The sequence below is a fragment of the Streptomyces sp. NBC_00829 genome, assembly GCF_045161795.1.
Classification (GTDB): Bacteria; Actinomycetota; Actinomycetes; order Streptomycetales; family Streptomycetaceae; genus Streptomyces.
This window is the reverse complement of the sequence record NZ_CP108867.1, coordinates 4,827,584-4,850,994: the sequence shown is the minus strand read 5'-3', so window position 1 is coordinate 4,850,994 and position 23,411 is coordinate 4,827,584. Positions and strand designations below refer to the sequence as shown.

Annotated in this window: 16 protein-coding genes; 5 read left to right on the top strand and 11 right to left on the bottom strand. The window is 70.8% G+C overall.

From position 1 onward, the window contains the following. Positions 1-10 precede the first annotated feature (10 nt). Together OG293_RS21400 and OG293_RS21395 are read right to left on the bottom strand one after the other, a co-directional pair. Entirely contained in the window at positions 11-427 is a 417-nt protein-coding gene (locus OG293_RS21400) for a GtrA family protein (RefSeq protein ID WP_406000390.1), read from the bottom strand. After that, positions 424-1,401: a glycosyltransferase family 2 protein gene (locus tag OG293_RS21395; RefSeq protein WP_406000389.1), complete on the bottom strand. Its 978-nt coding sequence runs from the start codon at positions 1,399-1,401 to the stop codon at positions 424-426. Before OG293_RS21395 ends, OG293_RS21400 begins: the two co-directional genes overlap by 4 nt. A gap of 124 nt (positions 1,402-1,525) precedes the next feature. Between OG293_RS21395 and OG293_RS21390 the strand changes: the two genes are divergently transcribed. Both OG293_RS21390 and OG293_RS21385 read left to right on the top strand, forming a co-directional pair. After that, complete coding sequence (locus OG293_RS21390) at positions 1,526-3,889, top strand: YfhO family protein (protein ID WP_406000388.1); 2,364 nt, start codon at positions 1,526-1,528, stop codon at positions 3,887-3,889. 183 nt (positions 3,890-4,072) lie between these two features. Continuing rightward, on the top strand, positions 4,073-6,010 hold the full coding sequence (locus OG293_RS21385; RefSeq protein ID WP_406000387.1) for a tachylectin-related carbohydrate-binding protein: 1,938 nt from the start codon (positions 4,073-4,075) through the stop codon (positions 6,008-6,010). 194 nt (positions 6,011-6,204) lie between these two features. Here the strand turns inward: OG293_RS21385 and OG293_RS21380 are convergent, their stop codons facing one another. The 4 genes from OG293_RS21380 to OG293_RS21365 form a co-directional block, all read right to left on the bottom strand. Then, the gene (locus OG293_RS21380; protein ID WP_406000386.1) at positions 6,205-6,594 is read right to left on the bottom strand and encodes a hypothetical protein; all 390 of its coding nucleotides are present in this window, start codon (positions 6,592-6,594) and stop codon (positions 6,205-6,207) included. A 165-nt stretch (positions 6,595-6,759) separates the two neighbouring features. Beyond that, positions 6,760-8,283, bottom strand: a complete 1,524-nt coding sequence (locus OG293_RS21375) for a protein kinase domain-containing protein (RefSeq protein WP_406000385.1) — start codon at positions 8,281-8,283, stop codon at positions 6,760-6,762. Then, positions 8,280-8,897 carry a hypothetical protein gene (locus tag OG293_RS21370; RefSeq protein WP_406000384.1) on the bottom strand — a complete coding sequence of 206 codons (618 nt, stop codon included), beginning with the start codon at positions 8,895-8,897 and terminating at the stop codon, positions 8,280-8,282. Before OG293_RS21370 ends, OG293_RS21375 begins: the two co-directional genes overlap by 4 nt. A 103-nt stretch (positions 8,898-9,000) precedes the next feature. Beyond that, positions 9,001-11,052 carry an N-6 DNA methylase gene (locus tag OG293_RS21365; RefSeq protein ID WP_406003666.1) on the bottom strand — a complete coding sequence of 684 codons (2,052 nt, stop codon included), beginning with the start codon at positions 11,050-11,052 and terminating at the stop codon, positions 9,001-9,003. Positions 11,053-11,316: 264 nt separating this feature from the next. Between OG293_RS21365 and OG293_RS21360 the strand changes: the two genes are divergently transcribed. Beyond that, positions 11,317-12,180 carry a DUF4352 domain-containing protein gene (locus OG293_RS21360; protein WP_406000383.1) on the top strand — a complete coding sequence of 288 codons (864 nt, stop codon included), beginning with the start codon at positions 11,317-11,319 and terminating at the stop codon, positions 12,178-12,180. Between the two features lie 91 nt (positions 12,181-12,271). On the opposite strand, the gene OG293_RS21355 is transcribed toward OG293_RS21360, so the two are convergent. Beyond that, complete coding sequence (locus OG293_RS21355) at positions 12,272-13,045, bottom strand: HNH endonuclease family protein (RefSeq protein WP_406000382.1); 774 nt, start codon at positions 13,043-13,045, stop codon at positions 12,272-12,274. Positions 13,046-13,190: 145 nt separating this feature from the next. Next, positions 13,191-16,721: a transcription-repair coupling factor gene (mfd, locus tag OG293_RS21350; protein WP_406000381.1), complete on the bottom strand. Its 3,531-nt coding sequence runs from the start codon at positions 16,719-16,721 to the stop codon at positions 13,191-13,193. Between the two features lie 204 nt (positions 16,722-16,925). Between mfd and OG293_RS21345 the strand changes: the two genes are divergently transcribed. Continuing rightward, the gene (locus OG293_RS21345) at positions 16,926-17,423 is read left to right on the top strand and encodes a SigE family RNA polymerase sigma factor (RefSeq protein WP_406000380.1); all 498 of its coding nucleotides are present in this window, start codon (positions 16,926-16,928) and stop codon (positions 17,421-17,423) included. Between the two features lie 279 nt (positions 17,424-17,702). Here the strand turns inward: OG293_RS21345 and OG293_RS21340 are convergent, their stop codons facing one another. After that, positions 17,703-18,068: a hypothetical protein gene (locus OG293_RS21340; protein ID WP_406000379.1), complete on the bottom strand. Its 366-nt coding sequence runs from the start codon at positions 18,066-18,068 to the stop codon at positions 17,703-17,705. Between the two features lie 307 nt (positions 18,069-18,375). Here OG293_RS21340 and OG293_RS21335 point away from each other — a divergent pair, with 307 nt between their 5' ends. Beyond that, positions 18,376-19,854: a DUF2079 domain-containing protein gene (locus OG293_RS21335; protein ID WP_406000378.1), complete on the top strand. Its 1,479-nt coding sequence runs from the start codon at positions 18,376-18,378 to the stop codon at positions 19,852-19,854. A 75-nt stretch (positions 19,855-19,929) separates the two neighbouring features. Here the strand turns inward: OG293_RS21335 and OG293_RS21330 are convergent, their stop codons facing one another. Next, the gene (locus OG293_RS21330; RefSeq protein ID WP_406000377.1) at positions 19,930-22,500 is read right to left on the bottom strand and encodes an ABC transporter permease; all 2,571 of its coding nucleotides are present in this window, start codon (positions 22,498-22,500) and stop codon (positions 19,930-19,932) included. After that, a complete protein-coding gene (locus tag OG293_RS21325; protein WP_406000376.1) occupies positions 22,497-23,285 on the bottom strand; it encodes an ABC transporter ATP-binding protein in 789 nt (262 codons plus the stop codon). The genes OG293_RS21330 and OG293_RS21325 overlap by 4 nt, the downstream gene beginning before the upstream one ends. Positions 23,286-23,411 lie beyond the last annotated feature (126 nt).

Here is a 23,411-nt window from a genome sequence, read left to right as displayed (position 1 = left end):
CCCCGCGGTCTCACCGACGGGTGCTGACCGGTGCCTGCCTCTCGCGGGCCGCCATCGGCTCCGGCCGCAGCATGATGGTCCGGGAGACGACGAAGGTGATCGGGACCGCGGCCCCCGCCGCCAGCAGCGGGGCGTAGCGGCTACTGAGGTGCAGCACGTCCACCAGCAGATAGACCCCGCTGGTGGTGACGACGAAGTTGGCCGCGTTCGTGAGCGGGAAGAGCACGAACTTCCGCCAGGTCGGCCGGGTCCTGTAGGTGAAGTACGAGGTGAGGAAGAAGGACCCGACCATGCTGATCAGGAAGGCGATCACATGGGCGGCCACATACGGCAGCCAGGTCAGAAGGGCCAGGTACAGGCCGTAGTACGTCCCGGTGTTCACCACCCCCACCAGGGCGAATCTGACCATCTGGCCCCGGACCGTCATCGTCTTACGAGCTCCCCTGTGCGAGTACGCCGCTCTCCTTCCTGCTGGTGCGGAAGGCCGGCGTTGGTGGCCTTCACCAGGAAGTGCGGTCGCCGCTTCACCTCGTAGTAGATACGGCCGACGTACTCGCCGACCACTCCGAGCATCAGCATCTGTACGCCGGCGAGTGCGGTGACCGCCACCAGCAGGGTGACATACCCGGGGGTGTCGACGCCGTTCACCAGGGCGACACCGACGATCCAGGCGGCGTACGCCATGGCGAGCGTGACCAGTGCCAGTCCGAGATAGACGGCGGCCCGCAGCGGCTTGTTGTTGAAGGAGAGGAGCCCGTCGAGGCCGTAGTTGAGCAGTTTGCCGAAACTCCACTTGGAGCGGCCCTGTTCGCGTACGGCATTCTCGTACTCGAAGGTCGTGGTGCGGAATCCGACCCAGGCGAAGAGGCCCTTTGAGAAGCGGTTGTACTCGGTGAGTTCGAGGATCGCGTCGACCGTGCGGCGGGAAAGGAGCCGAAAATCCCCCACGCCGTCGACCAGTTCCACATCGACCAGGCGGTTGATCAGCCAGTAATAGGCGCGGGCCGTGACGGTCCGGGTGACCCGGTCGCCCTTGCGGGTGCGCCGGGCGATGACCTGGTCGAAGCCGTCCTCGTGCAGTTTCAGCATGCGCCTGACCAGCTCCGGCGGGTGCTGGAGGTCGGCGTCCATGATGACCACCGCATCGCCGTCGGCATGCTGGAGGCCGGCCAGCATCGCCGCCTCCTTGCCGAAGTTCCGGCTGAAGGAGACATAGCGGGTACGGGGGTCGGCCAGGGCGATCCCCTCAAGGAGAGGGAGCGTCCGGTCCTGGCTTCCGTCGTCCACATAGACCAGCTCGAATTCCTGTCCGAGCAGGGACATTTCCGCGGTCACGTGTTCATGGAAGCGGCCGATGATCTCCTCTTCGTTGAAACACGGCACGACTATCGAGATCAGCACGGAAGCACACCATCCCACCCGAATGTCCGAGACTGATTCCTCACATGACGCGTAGGCGACCATTTCGTGAACTGGGCTTCACTCGGGATATTTTCACGATCGGTACTGGCATATTCGAGGAATCATGTGGACTCCCCCATCCGCGCGCGGCCGCGCAGCCGCCCTCGCCGCCCTGATCACCGTGGGAGCGGTGTGCGCCGGTGACGCCGTCGCCCGCAGCTTCCCCTTCGGACCGCACACCCGCAGTGTGAACGACCTCGGCAATCAGTTTGTGCCGTTCCATGCGCATCTGTGGGATCTGCTGCACGGGCGGGCCGACGGAGGACTGCTGCTGAACTGGCAGTCCGGCTACGGCACCAGCTTCCTGCCCGACCTCGGGACCTATCTGACCAGCCCGTACTCGCTGCTGGTCGGGCTGTTTCCGCGGGACGAGATCGATCTGGCCGTCTATGTGGTCACGCTGCTGAAGATGGCCACGGCCGCGGCCGCGATGACCTGGCTGCTGCTCACGCTGCACCAGGGCGGGCGCCGGTGGATGGCGGCGGTGCTGGGCGCGTCGTACGCCCTGTGCGGCTGGTCGGTCGTCGAGGCGTCGTACAACCCGATGTGGATGGACGGCCTGGTCGCCTTCCCGCTGATGTGCCTGGTCGGCGAGTGGGCGCGCACGGCACGCCGGCCCGTCCTCGGCCCGGTGGTCGTCGCGGTGGTGTGGACCGCCAACTTCTACACCGCCTACATGGCCACCATCGGGGCCGCGCTGGTGTTCGCCGTCCGGCTGCTGCTGGCGGGCTGGGGCGTACAGGAGCGGATACGGACGCTGCTGTGGGCGGCCAGGACCGTACTGCTCGGGATCGCGCTGGCCACACCCGTGCTGATCCCCGTCTTCCTCGGCTCCCGGCACGCCTACCCGGGGTGGACGAAGGAGTTCGCGCCTGCGGGCTGGGGCGATGTGTTCGCCCGCACCCTGCCTGCGACGTACAGCTTCTTCACTCCCGCGGTCTTCCTGGGCAGCGGGGCGCTGCTGCTCGCCTGCGCGCTCGCCTTCAACAGCGCGGTGCCCCGGCGGGAGCGGTGGCTGTGGACAGGGCTCGCGGCGGCGACGCTGGTGTCCCTGCAGTGGGGTCCGACCCATCTGGTGTGGCATGTGTTCGCCACGCCCAACGGCAGCCCGTACCGGCAGACCTTCGTCTTCGCGGGCATCCTGGTGATCACCGCCTGGATCTGTCTCTCGTACGACTGGCCGGGGCGGCGCGCCCTGCTCGGCGGCGGCGCCGTCGTCGCGGTGATCGCGCTCGGGGCATCCACCAGCGAGCTGGTCACCGCCTGGACCTTCCCCCTGTTCGCGGCCGGTGTCGCCGCGGTCATCGGCGGGCTGCTGCTGGCCCGGCGCGGGAAGTACACCGTCGTCGCGGCACTGCTGCTGAGCGGCGCGCTGGTCGGGCAGGCCGCGGCGACCGCCGCCTACGCCGACCGGCAGCGGCTCGGCAGGCTGGACGACTACCCGGCCTGGGGCGAGCCGCACAGCGAGCGGGCGGCGGCCGTGGCGGGCGCCGACGGCTGGCCCGGCTACCGCACCGACCCGGGCCGCGACCAGATCACCGGCAACGACCCGATCCTCGTCGGCGGACAGGGCGGCTCGTACTACAGCAGTCACACCCCCGATGTGTACACGCGCACGCTGGCCGCACTCGGCGCGGGCTGGACGTCCAACGGCCGCAGTGTGCAGTCCCTGGACAATCCGGTCACCGACGCCATCTTCTCCGTCCGCGCACGGGTCCGCACCGGCGCCGGAAGCCGCCCGGAGGTGATCCGGGCGGGCAGGACGCCTCCGCTGGTGACCGTACGGACCTCCGGGCCGACGGGCCGCTACGGCTGGAACCCCTTCCGCAACCAGGAGCTGCTGCTCGGCTCGAAGGTCTACGGCTCCCCGGTCGGCGGCTCCTGCCCGGTGGGCAGCGAGGTCTTCCTGTGGGCGCCGAACTACACCGGCGGGGCAAGGCTCGGCGACGGGGACCAGGTGATGCTGCGCGGCGGGCAACCCAAGCGGCGGGCCGCGCTCACCTCGCTCGGCACGGTGAACTCGCCCGGCGAGAAGGTGAGTTACAGCAGAGGCACTCCGCGTACGACTCTGGGCTGCCTGGACAGGGCGAAGCTCGCCGCCGCCGTGGAGAGGCTGACGTCGGCCGGAGCCGTGTCGGTGAAGGTCACGGACAGCGGCGTACGGGCCGAGCTCCCGCCCGGCACCAGGGGGACGGCGGTGCTCGCCGCACCCCGGATCGCCGGCTGGAGCTGCAACGGCAATCCGGCAGCCTCCTACCTCGGGCTCGTCTCCGTACCGCTCGACGGAGGTTCGACGACGGTGGAGTGCTCGTTCGGGCCGCCCGGCCTCAAGGCCGGGGCGGCGATCGGATCGGCGGGCCTGCTGGCGCTGCTCACGGTCGCCCTGATGCCCGTGGTCCGCACCCGGATGCGCCGCGACGGCAGGTGATTCACGAGCAACAGGCTTGCGTGACAAGCGTACTGACTGTTCATCAGCAGTTGGCGTTCCAGTGGATCTTGTTCATGTGAAGGCCACCGCAGCGTTCACCTGACGACGCCTAACGTCCAGACCATGATGAGGACTTCACCCCGTACACACATTAGACGTTCAGCCCTTGCCGCCGCTTTCGCCGTGACCCTCCCGCTGCTCGTGGCGCTCCCCGCCGGCCCGGCACAGGCCGCCGCCGCGCCGGTCATCTGCGCCACCACCGGTCCGACGTACACCCTCGACACGGCCGGCAAGCTTCGCAGGCAGGACATGCCCACCCCGCTGACGGGTGCGGCCGTGCCGAACGGCAGCGTCATCGACACCACCTGGACCGGCTACGGCCAGATGATGGCGGGCCCCGCGGCCACGTTCTACGGGATCAAGTCGGACGGCCTGCACTACTCCCACCGCATCAGCTCCTCCGCGACATGGGACGTGCACCACAAGAAGATCAGCTCGGGTTTCACGGAGTTCAAGGCCGCCGACAAGTCCGATGAGATCACCATCGACCGCGGCGGCTACATCTGGACGCTGGCCGGCACGACGGGCGGGCTGCGCTGGTACAAGTACGACGCGGCCGCGGGGGACTTCGTCACCGGCAGCGGCCGGATCGTCGACATGGGCTGGGACCGCTACGACGCGATCTACGCCGCCGACAAGGGCGTCATCTACGGCCGCGGCAAGACGGACGGCAAGCTCTACCGCTCCCGCTACGACATGACCAGCCAGCGCTGGCTCGAGCGGCACGTCCTGGAGTCCGCGGCGGACTGGAGCGACTCCAAAACGATCACCTCCTTCGGCGGCGACACCCTCTTCCGGGTCAAGGGCGGCGGCGCGGTGGCCTACTACCGCTTCGACGAGGGCATCCGGGACTTCCCCGTCTACAACAAGCAGCTGGAGGCGAGCGGCTGGGCCGCCTTCACCTCCGTCTCCGGCGCGCCCGACGCCTGCCGGATCGATGTGAACCACACCCCCGCCTCGCCGTCCGCCGCGCTGGAGAACTACAGCCGCGCCTCGGTGATGCAGTCGTCGGCCGGTTCCCTGGAGTTCGCGTACACCGACAGCATCGGCCGCCTGGTGCACGGCCGGATGCCGGACGCCTCCAACACCAACGACGTCCAGTGGACGACGATCTCCGGCAACGAGGCCTTCTCCGGACAGCCTTCGCTCGCCGAGCACACCGACGGCCGTGTCGTCGTCTCCGCGCACAACACCTCCGGCAGCGTCTGGCAGCGCAACCAGGCCGCCAAGTCCAGCGCCGACTGGGGCGGCTGGATCGATCTGGCCGGTGCGATGGCGCAGCACGCCGTGACCGCGAAGACCCCCTCCGGCCTCCTGGTGCAGTTCGCCGCGGACGCCGACGGCAAGCCCTGGTACCGCATCCAGCAGCGCGCCAATGTGGACTTCATGGGCTGGAAACCGCTCGCGGGATCCGGCTTCACCGGTCCCTTCACCGCCGTGACCGTACGCGACGGCATCCAGCTCCTCGGCAAGAAGCCCTCCGGCGCCTTGAGCACCGCGCTGTTCAAGGAGGCCGGGACGTTGTCCTCCTGGTCGGCGCTCGGCGCGCAGTCCGTCACCGGCACCCCGACCGCGGTCGTCTACCCCGGCTACCGCATCCGCGTCTTCGCCACGGACGGTCTCGGCAAGGTCGTGACCGCCGCCCAGTCCGCCGAAGGCAGCGCCTACGGCGAGTGGAGCGGGCTCGGCGATGCCGCCCAGGACAACGGCGCCCCCGTCACCCTCACCGCCGACGGCTCGCCGAGCGCGGTGATCTCGCCGCTGACCGGTCTCACCGAGCTCGTGGTCCGCGGCAGCGACGGCTCCGTCTACAGCACCGGCGAGACCACGCAGGGCTCCGGCGCCTGGCGCACCTGGCAGAAGGTCTCGTTCGAGACGTCGGCCACCGAGCCGACCGCGTTCACGTACACCAACTCGGCCGGTCCGGTCTGGGCGTACACCTTCCGTACGGCCGACAACCAGACCCGCGTCTACCAGGTCCAGCAGACCTCGTCGCCGAGCGCGATGCGTACGGCGGACACGGCGCCGGACTTCGCGGGCCGTGCGCTGACCCGCCCGTAGCCCGGCTGGCGCGCCGCGCGTCGGGCGGCCAGAAGGTGACCGCGCTCGGATCGTCGAACGCGGACACCGGGACGGCGACGACGGTCCGGCTGCCGTTCGAGACGGTGAGCGCTCAGGGCTACGCGCGGATGCAGCGAGGGATCTGCCGCTGCCGGTCGGGCGCGCGACGCGCCCGACCGGCGGTGCGTGGCGTCCTACTTGACCGGCGCCAGGCAGAGGACGAACTTCTCCTGCTCCCACTGCTGCGCCAGGGCGGCTTCGCCGCTGGAGCCGCAGGCCTTCACGTCGAAGGTGTCGTCGACGACCTTGACGACCTTGTAGTTGGCGTCCTTGTCGCCGCAGTCCCTCGTCGACACGTCGGGGTCGGTGTCACTTCCGGTCACCTGGACGCAGTCGCCCGCCTCGGCGTGCACCGGCGAGTTGAAGAAGTAGGAGATACCGAACTTCACGACGACCGCGGCCACGAGAAGCGCGATCACCTTGAGCACCTTCTTGCCCTTGCCGCTCTTGACGGGAGTCGCCGGCGCGACGGGCGGGGGGACCTGCTGGGGGTCTGGTGCGAACGCGGGAGGCGGCGTGGCCATGGGCTGTTTGAAGACGGAACGAGTATTCGAACGCGCGCACGCTACACGGACCGGGAGGGACTAAACGGGCGAGTCCGTTCCGTCCCCTCATCAGATACGGAGTCGTAATTCTGGCGCCACGTCAGAAGATAGGAACAGGATCCCGTCCGGCCCCACACGCGGGCGTCACCCGCCGTGGAACTGCCGCTGCCGGTCAAGCGCTCGCCGCAGTTCGACCGACAGCGCGTGATACGGCCCGTAGGCCCGCTCCACGTCATACAGCAGGCGCTGGAGCTGCTCCCGCGCGGCTGTGTGGTCTCCCACCGCCAGCAGCAGGTTGCCGATGCGATGACGGACGCCGAAGGCGCGCGCCGCGTCCGCGACGCCCGAGCGGTGGCCCTCGTAGTACGGCAGGACGGCGCGGTACTCCGCGAGCGCGGCAGCCGCCTCCCCCAGCTGCTCCAGGCATTGCGCAGCGTCGTAGCGGAACTGCAGCGTCTGGGGGTCGGCCGGGCCGGACTCGGCGGCCCGGTCGTCGGCGAGCCGGCGCAACTCCGGCAGGGCCCGGCGGTACTGGCCGTCGTCCATCAGCGTCGTCGCGTACTGCTTGCGCAGGATCCGAACCACCGGGGAGTGCTCGCCGTGCTCGGCAGCCGCCGTCGGGAGGATCCCGCCGAGGATGTCGACGGCCTGGGTGATGCTGCCCTCACCGAGCAGACGCTTGACCTCGTCGACAGCGCCGGCCACATCGGGCCGGGGCGCGGGCGGGGCCGGGCGTGTGACCGGCGGGGTCGGGGTGGCGGCACGGTCCGGCCAGGGGGCGTGCGGGCGCAGGAAGGGCCGGGTCGGATCGAGGGGCCCTCCGGGGGTACCCCGGCCCGGCAGCAGCGGCACCAGCGCCTCGTAGACGTCCTGCGCGCCGGACGGGCGGTGCTGGGGGTCCTTGGCCAGCAGCCGCAGGACGAGCGCTTCGAGCTGTTCCGGTATCTCGGGGCGCATCTGACGGACCGGAAGCGGCGGCTCGTAGAGATGGCGGTGCAGCACACCGAGAGCGGTGGGGCCCGCGAACGGGACGTTCCCGCTCAGCAGTTCGTGCAGCAGTACCCCGAGGGCGTACAGGTCGGTGTACGGACCGACCGCGCCGCCCATCGCCTGCTCGGGCGCCATGTAGGCGGGGCTCCCGATGGGCGAGCCGGTGTGGGTCAGGCGCGTGGTGTCCACGTCGAGGACGGAGGCGACACCGAGGTCGAGCACGGTGACGGCGCCGTCGGGCTTCACCATCACATTGCGCGGCTTGAGGTCGCGGTGGACGATCGGCACCGCGTGCACCGCCGCGAGCACCGCGCACAGCTGCGCGGCGACCGAGACGGCCCACTCCCACGGGTACGGCTCGTGCTCGGCGAGATGGTCGGCGAGGTCGGCGCCCTCGACGTACTGCATGACGAGATAGAGGTCTTCGTTGTCGTTGCCCGCGTCATGGACGGTGACCAGGCCCGGGTGCGAGACCTGGGCCGTGACCCGGCACTCGCGCACGAACCTGCGGCGCATGTCCTCGGCCGCCGTCGCCGCGGCCATGTGGTCGGGGCGCAGCAGCTTGACGGCGACGCGGCGGTCGAGCCGGCGGTCGTACGCCGTCCAGACCTGGCCCATGCCGCCCTGGCCGATGATTGTCGAGAGCTCGTAACGGCTCGCGATGACGCGTCCGTTCACCGGCCCTGCCCCTGGTCGCGGCCCCAGTCCTGGCCGTGGTCCTGTCCCCCGTCATGTCCCTTGCGGAGGAAGTCGCTGAGCTCGTCGAGCTCGGCGCGGACCTGATCGATGCGGGGCGTGCCGGAGGGGGCGCTCGTGTGCGCCTGTTGCTGCTGCGGGACAGGCGGGTGGCTGTAGCCGGGCGTGGCCGTCGCGGGCGGCATCTGCTGGATTGGCGGGGACTGCGGCGGGAGGCCGTGGGGCGTCGTCGGGCCGTGGTACTGCTGCGCCGGCCGTGTGGGGACGTGCGTGATGTCCGCGTAGAGGAAGTACGCCATGGCGGCGACGGCCACGCCGAGCAAGGTACCGAGGGCGACGTTGGACCGGGTCATGGTCAGACCCTTCGTGGGGTCCGACATGAAGGCGCCGAAGCAGGCGACAGTCGAGAGGAACACCACCGCGAACAGCACCCAGTCGCGCGGGCGGCGAGTCAGCAGCGCGACCCGCAGCATCGTGCCCCACGACAGCACGCCGCAGCTCAGCAGCGGAAGGGCCGAGAAGAGCACGCGCAGCACGATCACCAATGCGGGTGTGTCGCGCTTCGGTTGCTGAGGCGGGTAGCCGGGGCCGTGCATTGGCGCTCCTGAATGCCTGGGGACGAGGCGGTATCCGAGGACGAGCGTATACACCGCCAAGGACAACTGCTCCAGGGGTGTGCCGAACCGTTGTCGAAACCTGTCACGCCCCGACGCTGCCGTACGTCAGCCCGTCGTACAGACCCTGCACCAGCTGCTCCCCCAGCTTTCCCGCCTGCCGCAGCGCGTCCTCGAATGCGGCGAGCGCGCGGAAACGCTCTCCGTAGCGCTGCTGGTCGGCGAGCGGCAGCCGGGGAAGCTGGAGTCTGCGCACATCGAGCCGGGTCGCCGTGGAGGCGAAACTGCTGGCCTGCCGGTTGTTGGCGGTGCCGCGCAGGAAGCCGGCGAGGAACCACGGGTCGAGCGCGGCCGGGTCGGGGCGCAGCAGCTGGAGGTTGCGGCCGAGCGCCGCGCCCGCGGTGGCGGCGTCGACGACGCGTACGACGGTTCCGCCGCCGAGTACGGGCACGACGACATCGCCTTCCTCGACGCTCACGGGCGCTTCCTGCGGGCCTTCGGGGAGCGTGCCGGAAGGCGCCGTACCGGCGAAGACGTCCTGCTCGGTGAGGACGGGCACGGGCGCGTGGCCCGCCGGGGCGGAGCCGGAGCCGCCCGAGCGCAGCACCAGCGCGCCCGCGCGGGCCAGTTCGCCGACGGAGGTGGCGGGCCGGGGCGCGGGCCCCGTCCGTGGTGCGGGCACCGGGGTGAGTTCGCCGGTCAGCCGGAGGATCTCGGTGAGCCGGTCCCGTACCCGCAGCAGTTCGTCGGTGCCGCCGCCCGCCGCCGGGGGCGGCAGGTGCCGTGCGGGGGCCAGGTCCACGTCGTCGTCGAGGAGTTCGATGAGGGGGACCGAGCGGCTGACCCCGGGCTGCTCCTCCGCTTTGCCCTGCCGCTCGAAGGGTCCCCAGGCGTCGAGGACGGCGGTGTGGACGGCCTGCCAGTCGAGCTTGTCACGGCCCCCGCCCGACCCAGCCAGCTCCGCGGTGTCGACGAACAGCAGCTCGGGCGGGGCCGGCCGGCCGGCGTCGGGCTTGCGCAGCACCCAGAGGTGGAGCGGGATCCCGTACGGGGGCGCCGCGCCGGCGGGCAGCGCGATGACGGCCCGCAGCGCGCCACGGCGCAGGAGTCCGGCGCGGATGCGTCGGCCCGAGCGGCGGGACGCGGCGGCGGGCGGCATCATCAGGACGGCCGTTCCGCCGGGGCGCAGCCGGGCCAGCGCGTGCTGGACCCAGGCCAGTTCGGACTCGGTGCGGGCCGGGAAGCCGTACTCCCAGCGCTGGTCGTAGGCGAGTTCGTCGTGGCCCCAGTTGCGCTCGTTGAAGGGCGGATGGCACAGGACGGCGTCGAACGCGCCCTGCCCGAAGGCGTCGGCGAGCAGGGCGTCCCCGGCGCGGGCGCTGACACTCGCGTCGCCGTGCAGGGCCAGGCGCAGGGCGGTGAGCGCGGTGAGGTCCGGGTCGGCGTCCTGCGCGGACAGGGCCGTGGGGCGTTCGACGGCCCGAAGCAGGGTGCCGGTGCCCGCCGCGGGGTCGAGCACGGACCGTAGGGCGGGCCCGGCGAGCGCCGCCATCAGCGCGGCGGGGCCGGGCGGAGTGAGGGTGTACTGCCGGGGGTTGGCGTCGAGGTGACGGCCGAGCAGAAACTCGAACGCCTGACGCGCGCCCAGTTCGGCGGCGAGTTCGGCGACGGCGCGCAGCAGCGGTACGGAGTCCCGGAGCGGGGCCGGATCACCGCCGGAGGCCGCAGGTGTGAACAGGCCGCCGAACAGCGCCGTCGTGTCCTCACCGAAGCGTGCCGTCAGTACCTGGTCCAGCGCCGCCGGAAGCCGTGCCGCCATCCGTTCGTCGGAGACCTGCGCCAACTCCAGCCAGGCTGGGTGCCGGTCGCGTACGAGCAGCAGGGCGCAGCCCGACCGCACCAGGGCGGCAACAGGGCCAAAGGGGTGGCCCACGAGCTGCTGCCAGACCCGTTCACGCAACGGGACTTCGGCGAGTTTGCCCTGGTCGCGCAGCCAGTGCTCGATCTCGGCGAGGTCGAAGGAGGGGCTGGTCTCGGTGCCGCCGACGGGCCGTGGGAAATCGGCGTGCCGACGCCGCCAGTTGCTGACCGCGGCGCGTCCCACTCCCGCGAGCCGGGCGATCTCGGCGGCGGTCACCTCGCTTGCGTTCTCCGCCACTTGGCTGACTCCCTCATCCGTACCCGCTGATCGGTTACGCGCCGATCCGTCTGCTGTGGCACCGATCATAGCGGCGCGAAGGGGAGACATCACTTCACAGTATGAGTAAATCTCGAATTCGCGAATCGCGTTGACTCGGTTCACAGCCTCTGCTGTCATTGACTCGTCGCCACGCGGCGGCGCTTCACGGGTTCGCTACACGCCAGGTCCCGACACATTCCACGTCCGGAAAGGGCCACCCCCATGTCCCGCTCCATGCACCAGACTCCGTACGACCCTCGGCACCCCTACGGCTTCGCTCCCCACACCCTGGGCCCCCAGTCGGCGCGCAACGGGCTGGGCACGGCGGCGCTGGTGCTCGGAATCATCGGCACCCTCGCGGGCCTGATCCCCTTCTTCTTCTGGCTGTCCGGCATCCTCGGCCTGCTCGCCCTGATCCTCGGCCTGTCGGGCCGGGGCCGGGTCAAGCGCGGCGAGGCCGCCAACAAGGGCGCGACCACCACCGGTGCGATCCTCGGCCTGGTCGCGCTGATCCTCGCGGTGGTCGGTGCGGTCATCACGTTCAAGCTGGTGGGCGACGCGGTGGACGAGATCAACAAGGCGACCAGCAACGCCACCTCGTCGAAGGAGCCGGCCGCGGGCAGCAACGCCAAAGCCGCCGGTGACACGAGCGGCGCCACAAAAGGCGCGGACCCGACCGACAAGCCTGAGGCCACCGACCTCCTGGAGGCCGGCGACACCTCGATCTACGACGACGACCTGAAGGTGACCGTCTCGCAGGCCACGGCGTACACCCCCGGAGAGTTCGCGGCCGGCCACACCAAGGGCAACAAGGCCTACCTGGTGACGGTCGTCATCGAGAACGCGGGCAAGGAGAAGTTCGACGGCGCGCTGCTGGCCGCCGATGCCCGCACGGGCAAGGACGGCGCCAAGGCCGAGCGGATCTTCGACGAGAAGGCCGGCCGCGGCCTGACCGAATCGCTCCTGCCCGGCAAGAAGGCCACGCTGACGTTCGCCTTCGACACCCCGGCCGACGCCAGGACGCTCACGGTCGAGGTCAGCCCCGGCATCTCGTACAAAGCCTCCATGTGGGAACTCAAGCTCTGACGCGCGATGCGTGAAAGGGCGCGATGGGCGATGGCCGCGAAGCGCAGAAGGGGCCGCCTTCCCCGGGCTGCCTCTTCTCGTTTCGCGGCGCTCAGCCGCCGCACTGCGCGAGCATCGTCTCCTTGTCCGCGGTGGTCACGGGCAGCGCGTACTTGACCGCCACCTGGGCCACCCGCACCGCATAGGAGCAGCGGATGGGCTTGCTCGGCGGCAGCCAGGACGCGGGGCCCGAGTCGCTCTTGGAGCTGTTGGCCCGGCCCTGGACGGGCAGCAGGTTCAGCGGGTCGTTCGCCAGCCGCTGACGCTTCGCCGTGTCCCAGCGGGCCGCGCCCATCTGCCAGCCGTACGAGAGCGGTACGACATGGTCGATCTGGACCTCGGAGGCCGCCTGCTTCTTCCAGTCGATGACCGTGCCGGTGTACGGGTCGTTGAGCGTCATCGCGATGACGACGCAGTCCGAGCCGGAGCGGTAGCGCAGATCGCTGCCATCACGGGTGAGCAGATCGTTTCTGGTGTCACATCCATTCCGGGCGAGCGGGACGCCGTCGGCCGTGTCCATCCAGGCGTGGCCGAAGCGGTCGCGGGAGTAACCCGTCTTGGGGCCGCGGCCCTTGGTGGCCACCTTCTCGATCAGCCGGCGGGCGGCGGCCCGGTCCTGCTCGGAGGCGATCGGGGCCAGGCCGGGCCTGGTCCCTTCCGGGTTGGCCAGCGGGCTCGTTCCGGTGGCGGACGCGGTCTGGGAGGCGGTGCGTTCGGGGTCACCGGGCAGCCCGGTTCCGTCGCAGGAGGTGAGGAGTGCGGCGGTGGCCAGGGCGGTGAGGCCGCCGGTGAGCGTGCGCGATATGGGGGCCCCGAGTCTGTTCACCTGCGTAGGCTATCTGGGCTCATCGCGGTGCATCGGGCTTCAGTCCGGTGGTGAAGCCCGATGCAGAGCAGTGCCCCGGGAGGACGCCTTCCGCGCTCTGACCGGTCTGACCTTCAGGGCCGCGTCGGACTGACCGGACCCGAGGTCAGGACCCCAGGATCGTCGTGAGGAACTCCCCCGTCCACGCCAGTAGTTCACGGCCCACGACCGGCTTCCCGCCGATCTTGCCCGCCGTCGGGCGCGGCACCAGGATCTGGTGGATCGCCGGCTTGATGACCGTGCGCGGGTACAGCCGCTTCAGACGCAGCTCCTGCGACTCCCGCAGCTCCACCGGCGCGAAGCGGATGTTCGGGCCCTGGAGCACGATCTCGCCCACCCCGCAGGCGCGCGCCAGCATCCGCAGGCCCGCCACCAGCAGGAGGTTCTCGACCTGCTCGGGGAGCTTGCCGTAGCGGTCGGTGAGTTCCTCGCGGACCGCCAGGATGTCCTTCTCGGTGTTCGCCGAGGCGATGGCGCGGTACGCCTGGAGACGCAGCCGCTCGCCCGGGGCGTAGTCGTGCGGGACATGCGCGTCGACCGGGAGCTCGATCTTGACCTCAAGCGGGGGCTCCTCCTCCACACCGCCTTCGAGCGAGGCGCGGTAGTCGGCGACCGCCTCGCCCACCATGCGTACGTACAGGTCGAATCCGACTCCGGCGATATGGCCGGACTGCTCGCCGCCGAGGAGGTTGCCCGCGCCGCGGATCTCCAGGTCCTTCATGGCGACGTACATGCCCGCGCCCATCTCGGTGTGCTGCGCGATCGTGGCGAGGCGCTCGTGGGCGGTCTCGGTGAGCGGCTTCTCGGGCGGGTAGAGGAAGTAGGCGTAACCGCGCTCGCGGCCACGGCCCACCCGGCCGCGCAGCTGATGCAGCTGCGACAGTCCGAAGTTGTCGCCGCGCTCCACGATCAGGGTGTTCGCGTTGGAGATGTCGATGCCCGACTCCACGATCGTCGTGGAGACGAGTACATCGAACTTCTTCTCCCAGAAGTCGACCACGACCTGCTCCAGCGACGACTCCGACATCTGACCGTGGGCCGTGGCGATTCGCGCCTCGGGGACGATGTCCCGCAGCCGCGCCGCCGCCCGGTCGATGGACTCGACCCGGTTGTGGATGTAGAAGACCTGGCCCTCGCGCAGCAGTTCACGGCGGAGAGCCGCGCCGATCTGCTTCTCCTCGTACGGACCGACGAAGGTCAGCACCGGGTGCCGCTCCTCCGGCGGGGTGGTGATCGTCGACATCTCGCGGATGCCCGTGACCGCCATTTCGAGCGTACGGGGAATGGGGGTGGCCGACATCGTCAGCACATCCACATTGGCGCGGAGCTTCTTCAGCTGCTCCTTGTGCTCGACACCGAACCGCTGCTCCTCGTCGACGATCACCAGCCCGAGATCCTTGAACCTGGTCTCGGACGAGAACAACCGGTGGGTGCCGATGACGATGTCCACCGCGCCGTCCCGCAGCCCCTCCAGCGTCGCCTTCGCCTCCGTGTCGGACTGGAAACGGGACAACGCCCGCACGCTCACCGGGAACTGGGAGTACCGCTCGGAGAAGGTGCCGAAGTGCTGCTGCACGAGCAGCGTCGTCGGAACGAGGACCGCGACCTGCTTGCCGTCCTGGACGGCCTTGAACGCGGCCCGCACCGCGATCTCCGTCTTGCCGTAGCCCACGTCGCCGCAGATGAGGCGGTCCATCGGGACCGTCTTCTCCATGTCCTCCTTGACCTCGGCGATCGTGGACAGCTGGTCGGGGGTCTCCACGTACGGGAAGGCGTCCTCCAGCTCACGCTGCCAGGGCGTGTCCGCGCCGAAGGCGTGGCCGGGCGCCGCCATGCGGGCGCTGTACAGCTTGATCAGGTCCGCGGCGATCTCCTTGACCGCCTTCTTCGCCCGCGCCTTCGTCTTCGTCCAGTCCGCGCCGCCGAGGCGATGCAGCGTCGGGGCCTCGCCGCCGACGTACTTGGTGACCTGCTCCAGCTGGTCGGTGGGGATGTACAGCCGGTCGCCGGGCTGGCCGCGCTTGGCCGGCGCGTACTCCACGAGCAGATACTCACGGGTCGCGCCCTGCACCGTGCGCTGCACCATCTCGATGTAGCGGCCCACGCCGTGCTGCTCGTGGACGATGTAGTCGCCCGCCTCCAGCGTGAGCGGGTCGATCGTCTTGCGGCGCTTGGCCGGCATCCGCCGGCCGTCCTTGCCGGCCGCCTTCTGGCCCGAGAGATCGGTCTCGGTCAGCACCGCGAGCTTCAGACCGGGGTCGATGAAGCCGAAGTCGATGGAGCCGCGCACCACATGGACGACGGACGGGGTGATCTCGGCGAGACCGGGGTTGAGCCGGGCCGGGATGCCCTCGCCGCCGAGCACCTCGACCGTACGGGCCGCGGGGCCGTGCGCCTCGGTGACGAACACCGTGCGCCAGCCGTCCGCCAGCCAGCCCTTGGTGTCGGCGAGCGCCCGCGCGGTGTCGCCGCGATAGCTCTCCGGGGCGTGCATGCCGAGCTTGACCGTGTCGTCCGCCAGCTCCTCGTCGGCGGCGAAGGGGGAGACGGACCACCACATCATGCCGAGCTCGCGCGCCCGGTCCCGTACGTCCGCGATGCCCCGCAGCGAGGCCGCGCCGACATCGATCGGGGCGTTTCCGCCGCCCGCGGTCGCCGCCCACGACGCCTGCAGGAACTCCTGGCTCGTCGCCACCAGGTCCGCGGCCCTCGTGCGCACCCGCTCCGGGTCGCACACCACCGCCATGGAACCCTGGGGCAGCACGTCGAGCAGCAGCTCCATGTCGTCGACGAGGACCGGCGCCAGGGACTCCATGCCCTCGACCGCGATCCCCTCGGCGATCTTGCCGAGCAGCTCACCCAGCTCCGGGTGCTTCTCGGCGAGCGCCGCGGCCCTTCGGCGCACGTCCTCGGTGAGCAGCAGCTCCCGGCACGGCGGCGCCCACAGACCGTGTTCGGCCACCTCCAGCGAGCGCTGGTCGGCGACCTTGAAGTACCGGATCTCCTCGACGTCGTCGCCCCAGAACTCCACCCGAAGGGGGTGCTCCTCGGTCGGCGGGAAGACATCGAGGATGCCGCCGCGGACCGCGAACTCGCCGCGCTTCTCGACCAGTTCGACCCGGGAGTACGCCGCGGCCGCCAGCCCGTCCACGATCTCGTTCAGATCGGCCTGCTGCCCGGTGCGCAGCGCCACCGGTTCCAGCTCGCCGAGCCCCTTGACCTGCGGCTGCAGCACGGAACGGATCGGTGCGACCACGACGGAGACCGGGCCCGCGCTCGGGTCGTCCTTCGACGGGTGGGACAGCCTGCGCAGCACCGCGAGCCTGCGCCCCACCGTGTCGGAACGGGGCGAGAGCCGCTCGTGCGGCAGGGTCTCCCAGGAGGGGTACTCGGCGATCCCCTCCTCGGGCAGCAGCGAGCGCAGCGCCGCCGCCAGATCCTCGGCCTCCCGCCCGGTCGCGGTCACGGCCAGCACCGGGCGCCCGGCCTGCCGCGCCAGCGCGGCCACCGCGAAGGGACGCGCGGCGGGCGGGCCGACCAGGTCGACGTGCATACGGTGGCCGTCACCCGCAGCCTTCACCGCTTCCGCGAGCGCGGGGTCACGTACGACGGCATCGAGCAGACCGTGCAGGCTCATGAAGTTCCATCCGGGGCGGGGTCTGGCGGGGGTGGGCAACGCGAACCGCCCGACACGTCGAACGGGCCGGGGGTCTCCAGCGTACGACGCGCCTGTGACAGCCGCGTCCGGAATCCTCCCCACGTGATGTGCGCCGCCCTGTCAACCGAACGGACCGCCCGGCGCGTATAGGCAGTGAGATCTGTCCACGCACCGGGAGCCGCATTGACCGAGGAGGAGTTCGAGGAGTTCTACGCGCGCTCCGTGAACAAGCTGGTCGGACAGGTGTACCTGATGACGGGCGATCTTCATGAGGCCCAGGACGTGGTCCAGGAGGCATTCGTACGGGGCTGGGCCCGGCGCGGCCGTCTGGAGCGCGACGCCGGTCCCGAGGCCTGGATACGGACCGTGGCCTGGCGCCTCGCGATCAGCCGCCGGCGGCGCCGCGGCCGGGCCGCTGAGGCCTGGCGGCTGCGCGAGGGCGGGCTGCCGGACGCGGCTCCCGCACCGGAGCCGGGCACGGTCGCGATGGTCACAGCCCTGCGACAGCTCTCCGACCGGCAGCGGCGGGTGGCCGTCCTGCACTACGTGTGCGATCTCACCGTCGACCAGGTGGCAGCGGAAACCGGGATCTCGGCAGGCACGGTCAAAACCCATCTGTCCCGCGCCAGAGCCGCGCTGCGGCCCCACCTGATCTCCGAGGAGGAGGAGCACGGTGTCTGAGTTTCCCGAACGGGGCGACGAGGCCCTGGCCGCCGCGCTCAAGCGGGCCGCGGCGGACGGCGCGGGGCTCGTCGCTCCCGAGCCGATGGCCAAAGTGGCGGCGAGGGGGCTGCGCAGACGGCGCAGGGTCGCGGTGCTGGCGGCGTCGCTGGTGTGCGCGGTGGCGGCGACGGGGGCGGTGGCGGTGGTGAGGCTGGGGTCGCCCCGTCCGACGGGGCCGGTGACGCCGATGTCACCGGTGCCCTCGACGATGCGGTCGCCGGAGGACGGGCCGTCGACTCAGCCGCCCTCGGAGCCGCCGGTCACTCCGTCCCTGCCTCCGCCGGCCTCGCCGTCGGGGCGGCCGTCGGCCTCGTCGTCCGGGCCGCCGGAGGGGCTGCCGGGCGGGTCGTCGAAGGAGCCGCCGAGGGAGCCGCCGTCGGAGCCTCCGACGGGGGTGCAGGCGGGTACTCCGTCGGGGCCGGGGCTGCTGCCGACGGTGACGCCTTCGACAGTGTCGCCGACGCCGCTGGTGACGGGCTCGTCGGATGCGCCGTCGCCGTGAGGGCGGGCGGGTTGTGCCCCACCCCGCCCCTTTCCGGAACCAGGAGCCGCGCCAACGGGCCCCTGGCGGGGGGAGGTTGTGGCGGGGGTTGACGCCCCCACGCCCCGAGCTCCGGCGGCTTCACCGCGGAGGGGAGGACCCGGGGGGCTCCCGCCGACTCCGAGACGTCCGCCCGGCGCCCCAACACCCCGGCGGCAGCACGGGAACGGTGCCGCCGCAGGAGCCGACCCGGCACGGACCCTCCCCGGCGTTTACGGCCCCGGGTGCGGACGCCCGTGAAGCCACCACCGGGAGTGACCGCCGACGCCCCCTGGCCCAGGGTGACCACTCCACGGCCGCCTCGCACCCACCCCCACGCGCGAGCGCCCCCCACCCCCTCAACCCGCCGCCGACCGAAGGTCACCCGCCGTGCCCGGAGCTCTCCTCGTGCCGCCCCCCGCCCGGACCACGACCGAGCTGCCGCCGCGCGTACCGGCGCCGGAGCGTCGCGATCCGTATCCCCTTCTCCTCGCCGGTGTCCTCTTCCTCGCCTACGCCACCGTCTCCGTGCTCCGCTTCCGGCGCATGGAGACCCGCTCCTGGGACCTCGGGATCTTCGAGCAGGCCGTCCGTGCCTATGCGCACCTCCACGCCCCCGTCACCGATCTCAAAGGACCCGGCGCGCTGATACTCGGGGATCACTTCAGCCCCGTCACCGCCCTGCTCGCTCCGGCCTACCGGGTCTTCCCCTCCCCCCTCACCCTGCTCGTCGCCCAGTCCGCCCTGTTCGCGCTGTCCGCGATCCCCGTCACCCGTGCCGCCGTCCGGCTTCTCGGGCGCGGGGCGGGGATCGCGACCGGGGTCGCGTACGGGCTGTCCTGGGGGATCCAGCGGGCCGTCGACTTCGACTTTCACGAGATCTGCTTCGCCGTGCCGCTGATCGCGTTCTCGCTGGAGGCGGTCCTGCGCGGGCGGCACCGTGCCGCGCTGCTGTGGGCGTTGCCGCTGGTCGTGGTCAAGGAGGACCTGGGCATCACGACGGCCGCCCTCGCGGTCGTCGTCGCGCTGCGCGCCCGCCGTACCGCACCGCGCGCCGTCCCCTGCGCGCTCGCCGTCGCCGCCTTCGGGATCGCCGCGGCCCTGGCCACGTTCACTCTCGTCATACCGGCGTTCAACACCACGGGGGCGTACGACTACTGGGACAAGGTCGGCGGCGACAGCCCGCTCACCACCGCCGTCGGCGTCAAACTCCGCACCGTCGCCTGGCTGTTGCTGCCGACCACCGGTCTGCTGGCCGTCCGCTCCCCCCTGCTGCTCGCCACGCTGCCCACCCTCGGCTGGCGCTTTCTCTCCGCCGAGCCCCACTACTGGTCGACGGACTGGCACTACAGCGCGGTGCTGATGCCGCCTCTCGCGCTCGCCTTTGCGGACGCCGTCGGTACAACCCGCCGCAGCCCGCGGCCCTGGCTGCGTGCGTACGCGGCCCACCTGCCCGCCTGTACGGCCGCCGCCGCGCTCGCGCTGAGCACCGCACTCCCCCTCGCGGCGCTCTCCGACCCGGCCGCGTACCGCAAGGGACCCCAAGTCGCCGCCCGGGAGGAACTGTTGAGCCGGATCCCGGACGGGGCCACCGTCGAGGCGAACGTCGGGCCGATCAGCCGGCTCACCGGCCGGTGCCGGGTCTTCTGGGCCGGTTCGGCGAAGGGCGAGAGGCCGGACTACATCGCGCTCGACAGCACCGGCGGCGACTTCCCGAACCCCCGGGCGTACGCCCACCACCTGCACCCCGAGGCGCGGTACGTCTTCGAGGCGGCGGCGGGGGGTTACGTACTGCTGCGACGGGAGCCGGCGCGGGCAGAACGGGGACCGGCCCCGGTACGCCGCGAAGGCGAACCGGGGCCGGAGTGATCAGCCGCCGAGGTATCGGTGATCCCTGACCGCCTGAAGGTACGTTCTGGCAACTCTCCGCCGTCCCGCCCCCGCCTATTCGGAGGCGATGGCGTTCAGTACGTTCATCCGGCCCGCCCGGAACGCCGGGACCAGAGCCGCGAACAGTCCCACGAAGGCCGAGCTCACGAACACCGTGATGATCGTCGGCCAGGGGATCTCCAGGATGCCGAGACCTTCGAGCGCGAGCAGCTTCTGGGCCGCGGTGCCCCAGCCCATCCCGAGCCCCAGCCCCAGAAGGGCGCCGAAGAGGGCGATGACCACCGATTCAAGGCGGATCATGCGCCGCAACTGGCGGCGCGAGAGGCCGATGGCGCGCATCAGGCCGATCTCCCGGGTGCGCTCGACCACCGACAGGGCGAGGGTGTTCACCACGCCCAGCACCGCGACGATGATCGCGAGTGCCAGCAGACCGTAGACGATGTTCAGCAGCTGGCCGACCTGGTCCTTCAGGTCCTGCTTGAAGTCGGTCTGGTTCTGCACCTTGTACTGCGGGTACTGGGCGAGGGACGCCTTCAGCGCGGTGTACGCCTCCGTCTCCCTGCCGTCCTGCGCCGTCGCGAACATGAGCACGTTCGGCGGCATCTTGGCGGCCGGGACGTACTGCGCCGCGGTCGTGATGTTCGTGTACATCGCGCCCTTGTCGACGTTCGTGTCGTCGGACGTGATGGCCGCGATCCTCAGCTCGGCCGTCCGGCCGTTCTTGAAGGCGACCTTGATCGTGTCGCCGACCTTGATGCCGTGCTCCTTGGCGTAGCCGTCGCCCACCGACATCGCGTTCTTCCCGTACGCCGCGGAGAGTTCGCCCGAGACGGTCTCACGGCGCAGATCCTGCGCGTAACTCGGATCGGCGGCGATCACTCCCTCGTCCTCGGTCCTGCCGTCCGGGGAGGTCAGCTTGGCCATGACCTCCTTGTACTGGGTGACATGAGCGATGTGGGCGGTCCTCGTCATGGCCCGCTGCGCCTGCGGCACGATCCCCTGGTTGTTGGTGGACTGGATGATGAAGTCCGCGCCGACCGACCTGTCGAGCTCGTCCGTGGCCGATGCCACCATCGACGAGCCGACCACCGACAGGCACGCCACCAGCGCGAGGCCGATCATCAGGGCGGCGCCCGTCGCTCCCGTACGGCGCGGGTTGCGCAGTGCGTTGCGCTCCGCGAGCCGGCCGACCGGGCCGAACATCCGCAGGACGACCGCGCTGATCGCCCGTACCACCACACCTGCCAGCAGCGGGCCGATGACGACGAAGCCGATGAGCGAGAGAACCACGCCCAGACCGAGGATCATGGAGCCTTCGCCCGCCTTGTCCGCCCGGGTGGCCATCAGCAGCGCCGCGGCGCCGCCACCGGTGAGCAGCAGGCCTGTCGCGGCCCGTAGGCGGCCGGCATTGCCGTCGGCCGGCGTACCGGCGTCGCGCAGCGCAGCCATCGGGGAGACCTTGCCGGCCCTGCGCGCCGGGACGTAGGCGGCGACGACGGTGACGACGATGCCGAGGACGAGTCCGACGACCGGGGTCGTCCACTTCACCGTCAGGTCCTGGGTGGACAGCTCCATGCCCATGGAGCTCATGAGCTTCATCAGCCCGACGGCCAGGCCCACTCCGGCGGCGACGCCCGCGAGGGAGCCGACGACGCCGAGGAGCAGCGCCTCGACGAGGACGGAACGGTTGACCTGCTTGCGGCTGGAGCCGATGGCCCGCATGAGGCCGATTTCGCGGGTGCGCTGGGCGACCAGCATCGAGAAGGTGTTCACGATCAGGAAGATGCCGACGAGGAGGGCGATCCCGGCGAAGCCGAGCATCGCGTACTTCATCACGTCGAGGAAGGATCCGACGTCCTGGCGGTCGGCCTCGGCGGATTCCTTGGCCGTCTGGAGCTTGAGGGGCGCGTCCAGTGTCCGGGCCACGTTCGCCTTCAGCTGCTCGTCGCTGACGCCGTCCGCCGCGGTGACGGAGATCCGGGTGAACAGGCCTTCCTTGCCGAGCAGTTCACGCTGTGCGGTGGCGGTGTCGAAGTAGACGACGGCCGCGCCGGGGTTGGTGACCTTGAAGGAGGCGATGCCGGAGATCTTGGCGGTGACATCGCCGCTGAAGGTGATGGTCCGCAGTGCGTCGCCGAGCTTCAGATGGTGCTTGTCGGCGGTGTCGGCGTCGACCATGACCTCGGTGGGGCCGCGCGGGGCGTGGCCGGAGGTGATCTCCATGGCCTTGAGGTCGTTCCGGGTCCAGTTGCCGGCGATCGTCGGGGCTCCGTTGCTGGAACCCATGTTCTTGTTCTCGGAGTTGACGACGGTCACGCTCATCGAGGAGACGCCGCCCTCGGCGGACTTCACGCCCTGGGCCCCTGCGACCTTCTCGACGAGCGAGGCGGACAGCGACTCGGGACGCCCGGTGCGGGGGCCGTCGTTGTCGTCGGCGCCTTTCGGGCTGACGGTGACATCGGAGGCGGTCGCCGCGAAGAGCTTGTCGAAGGTCGCATTCATCGTGTCGGTGAAGACGAGCGTCCCCGAAACGAAGGCCACCGACAGCAGCACGGCCACCGCCGAGAGCGCCATGCGCCCCTTGTGCGCGAAGAAGTTGCGCAGGGAGGTCCTGAGTACGGTCACGACGTCCGCCCCCGCGCGTCGAAGTCCTTCATACGGTCCAGTACGGCGTCGGCGGTCGGCCGGAACATCTCGTCGACGATCCGGCCGTCGGCGAGGTAGAGGACCCGGTCCGCGTAGGAGGCGGCGACGGGGTCGTGCGTGACCATCACGATGGTCTGCCCGAGCTCGTCGACCGAGCGGCGCAGGAAGCCGAGCACCTCGGCGCCGGCGCGGGAGTCGAGGTTTCCGGTCGGCTCGTCACCGAAGATGATCTCGGGGCGGGCGGCGAGCGCGCGGGCCACCGCGACACGCTGCTGCTGGCCGCCGGAGAGCTGGGTGGGCCGGTGCCCCAGCCGGTCGGACAGGCCGATGGTCTCGACGACGCGGTTGAGCCACCCGGCGTCCGGCTTGCGGCCGGCGATGTCCATGGGGAGCGTGATGTTCTCCAGGGCGTTGAGCGTCGGCAGCAGGTTGAAGGCCTGGAAGATGAAACCGATCCGGTCCCGGCGCAGTTGGGTGAGCTTCTTGTCCTTGAGCTTGGTGATCTCGGTCTCGTCGAGGTAGATCGCACCGGAGGTGACGGTGTCGAGCCCGGCCAGGCAGTGCATCAGGGTCGATTTGCCGGAGCCGGAGGGGCCCATGATCGCGGTGAACCCGCCGCGGGCGATGTCGACATCGACGTGGTCGAGGGCGACGACACGGGTCTCCCCGGAGCCGTACGCCTTGACGACCTGCCGCCCTCGCGCGGCGACGGCCGTACGCCCTCCGGTGGCCCCGTGCTGGGGAGTGGTCACAGCCGTTGTCACGGTATGTCTCCTAAGTCGGTGATATTCGGGTGTCGCCGTGCACGAACCGGATGAGGATTCGGGTACGGCTTCGAGTCTGTCGAGGCAAGCGGTCCGGCGCGCTGGTGCGCAGTGCAGTCTTCGACC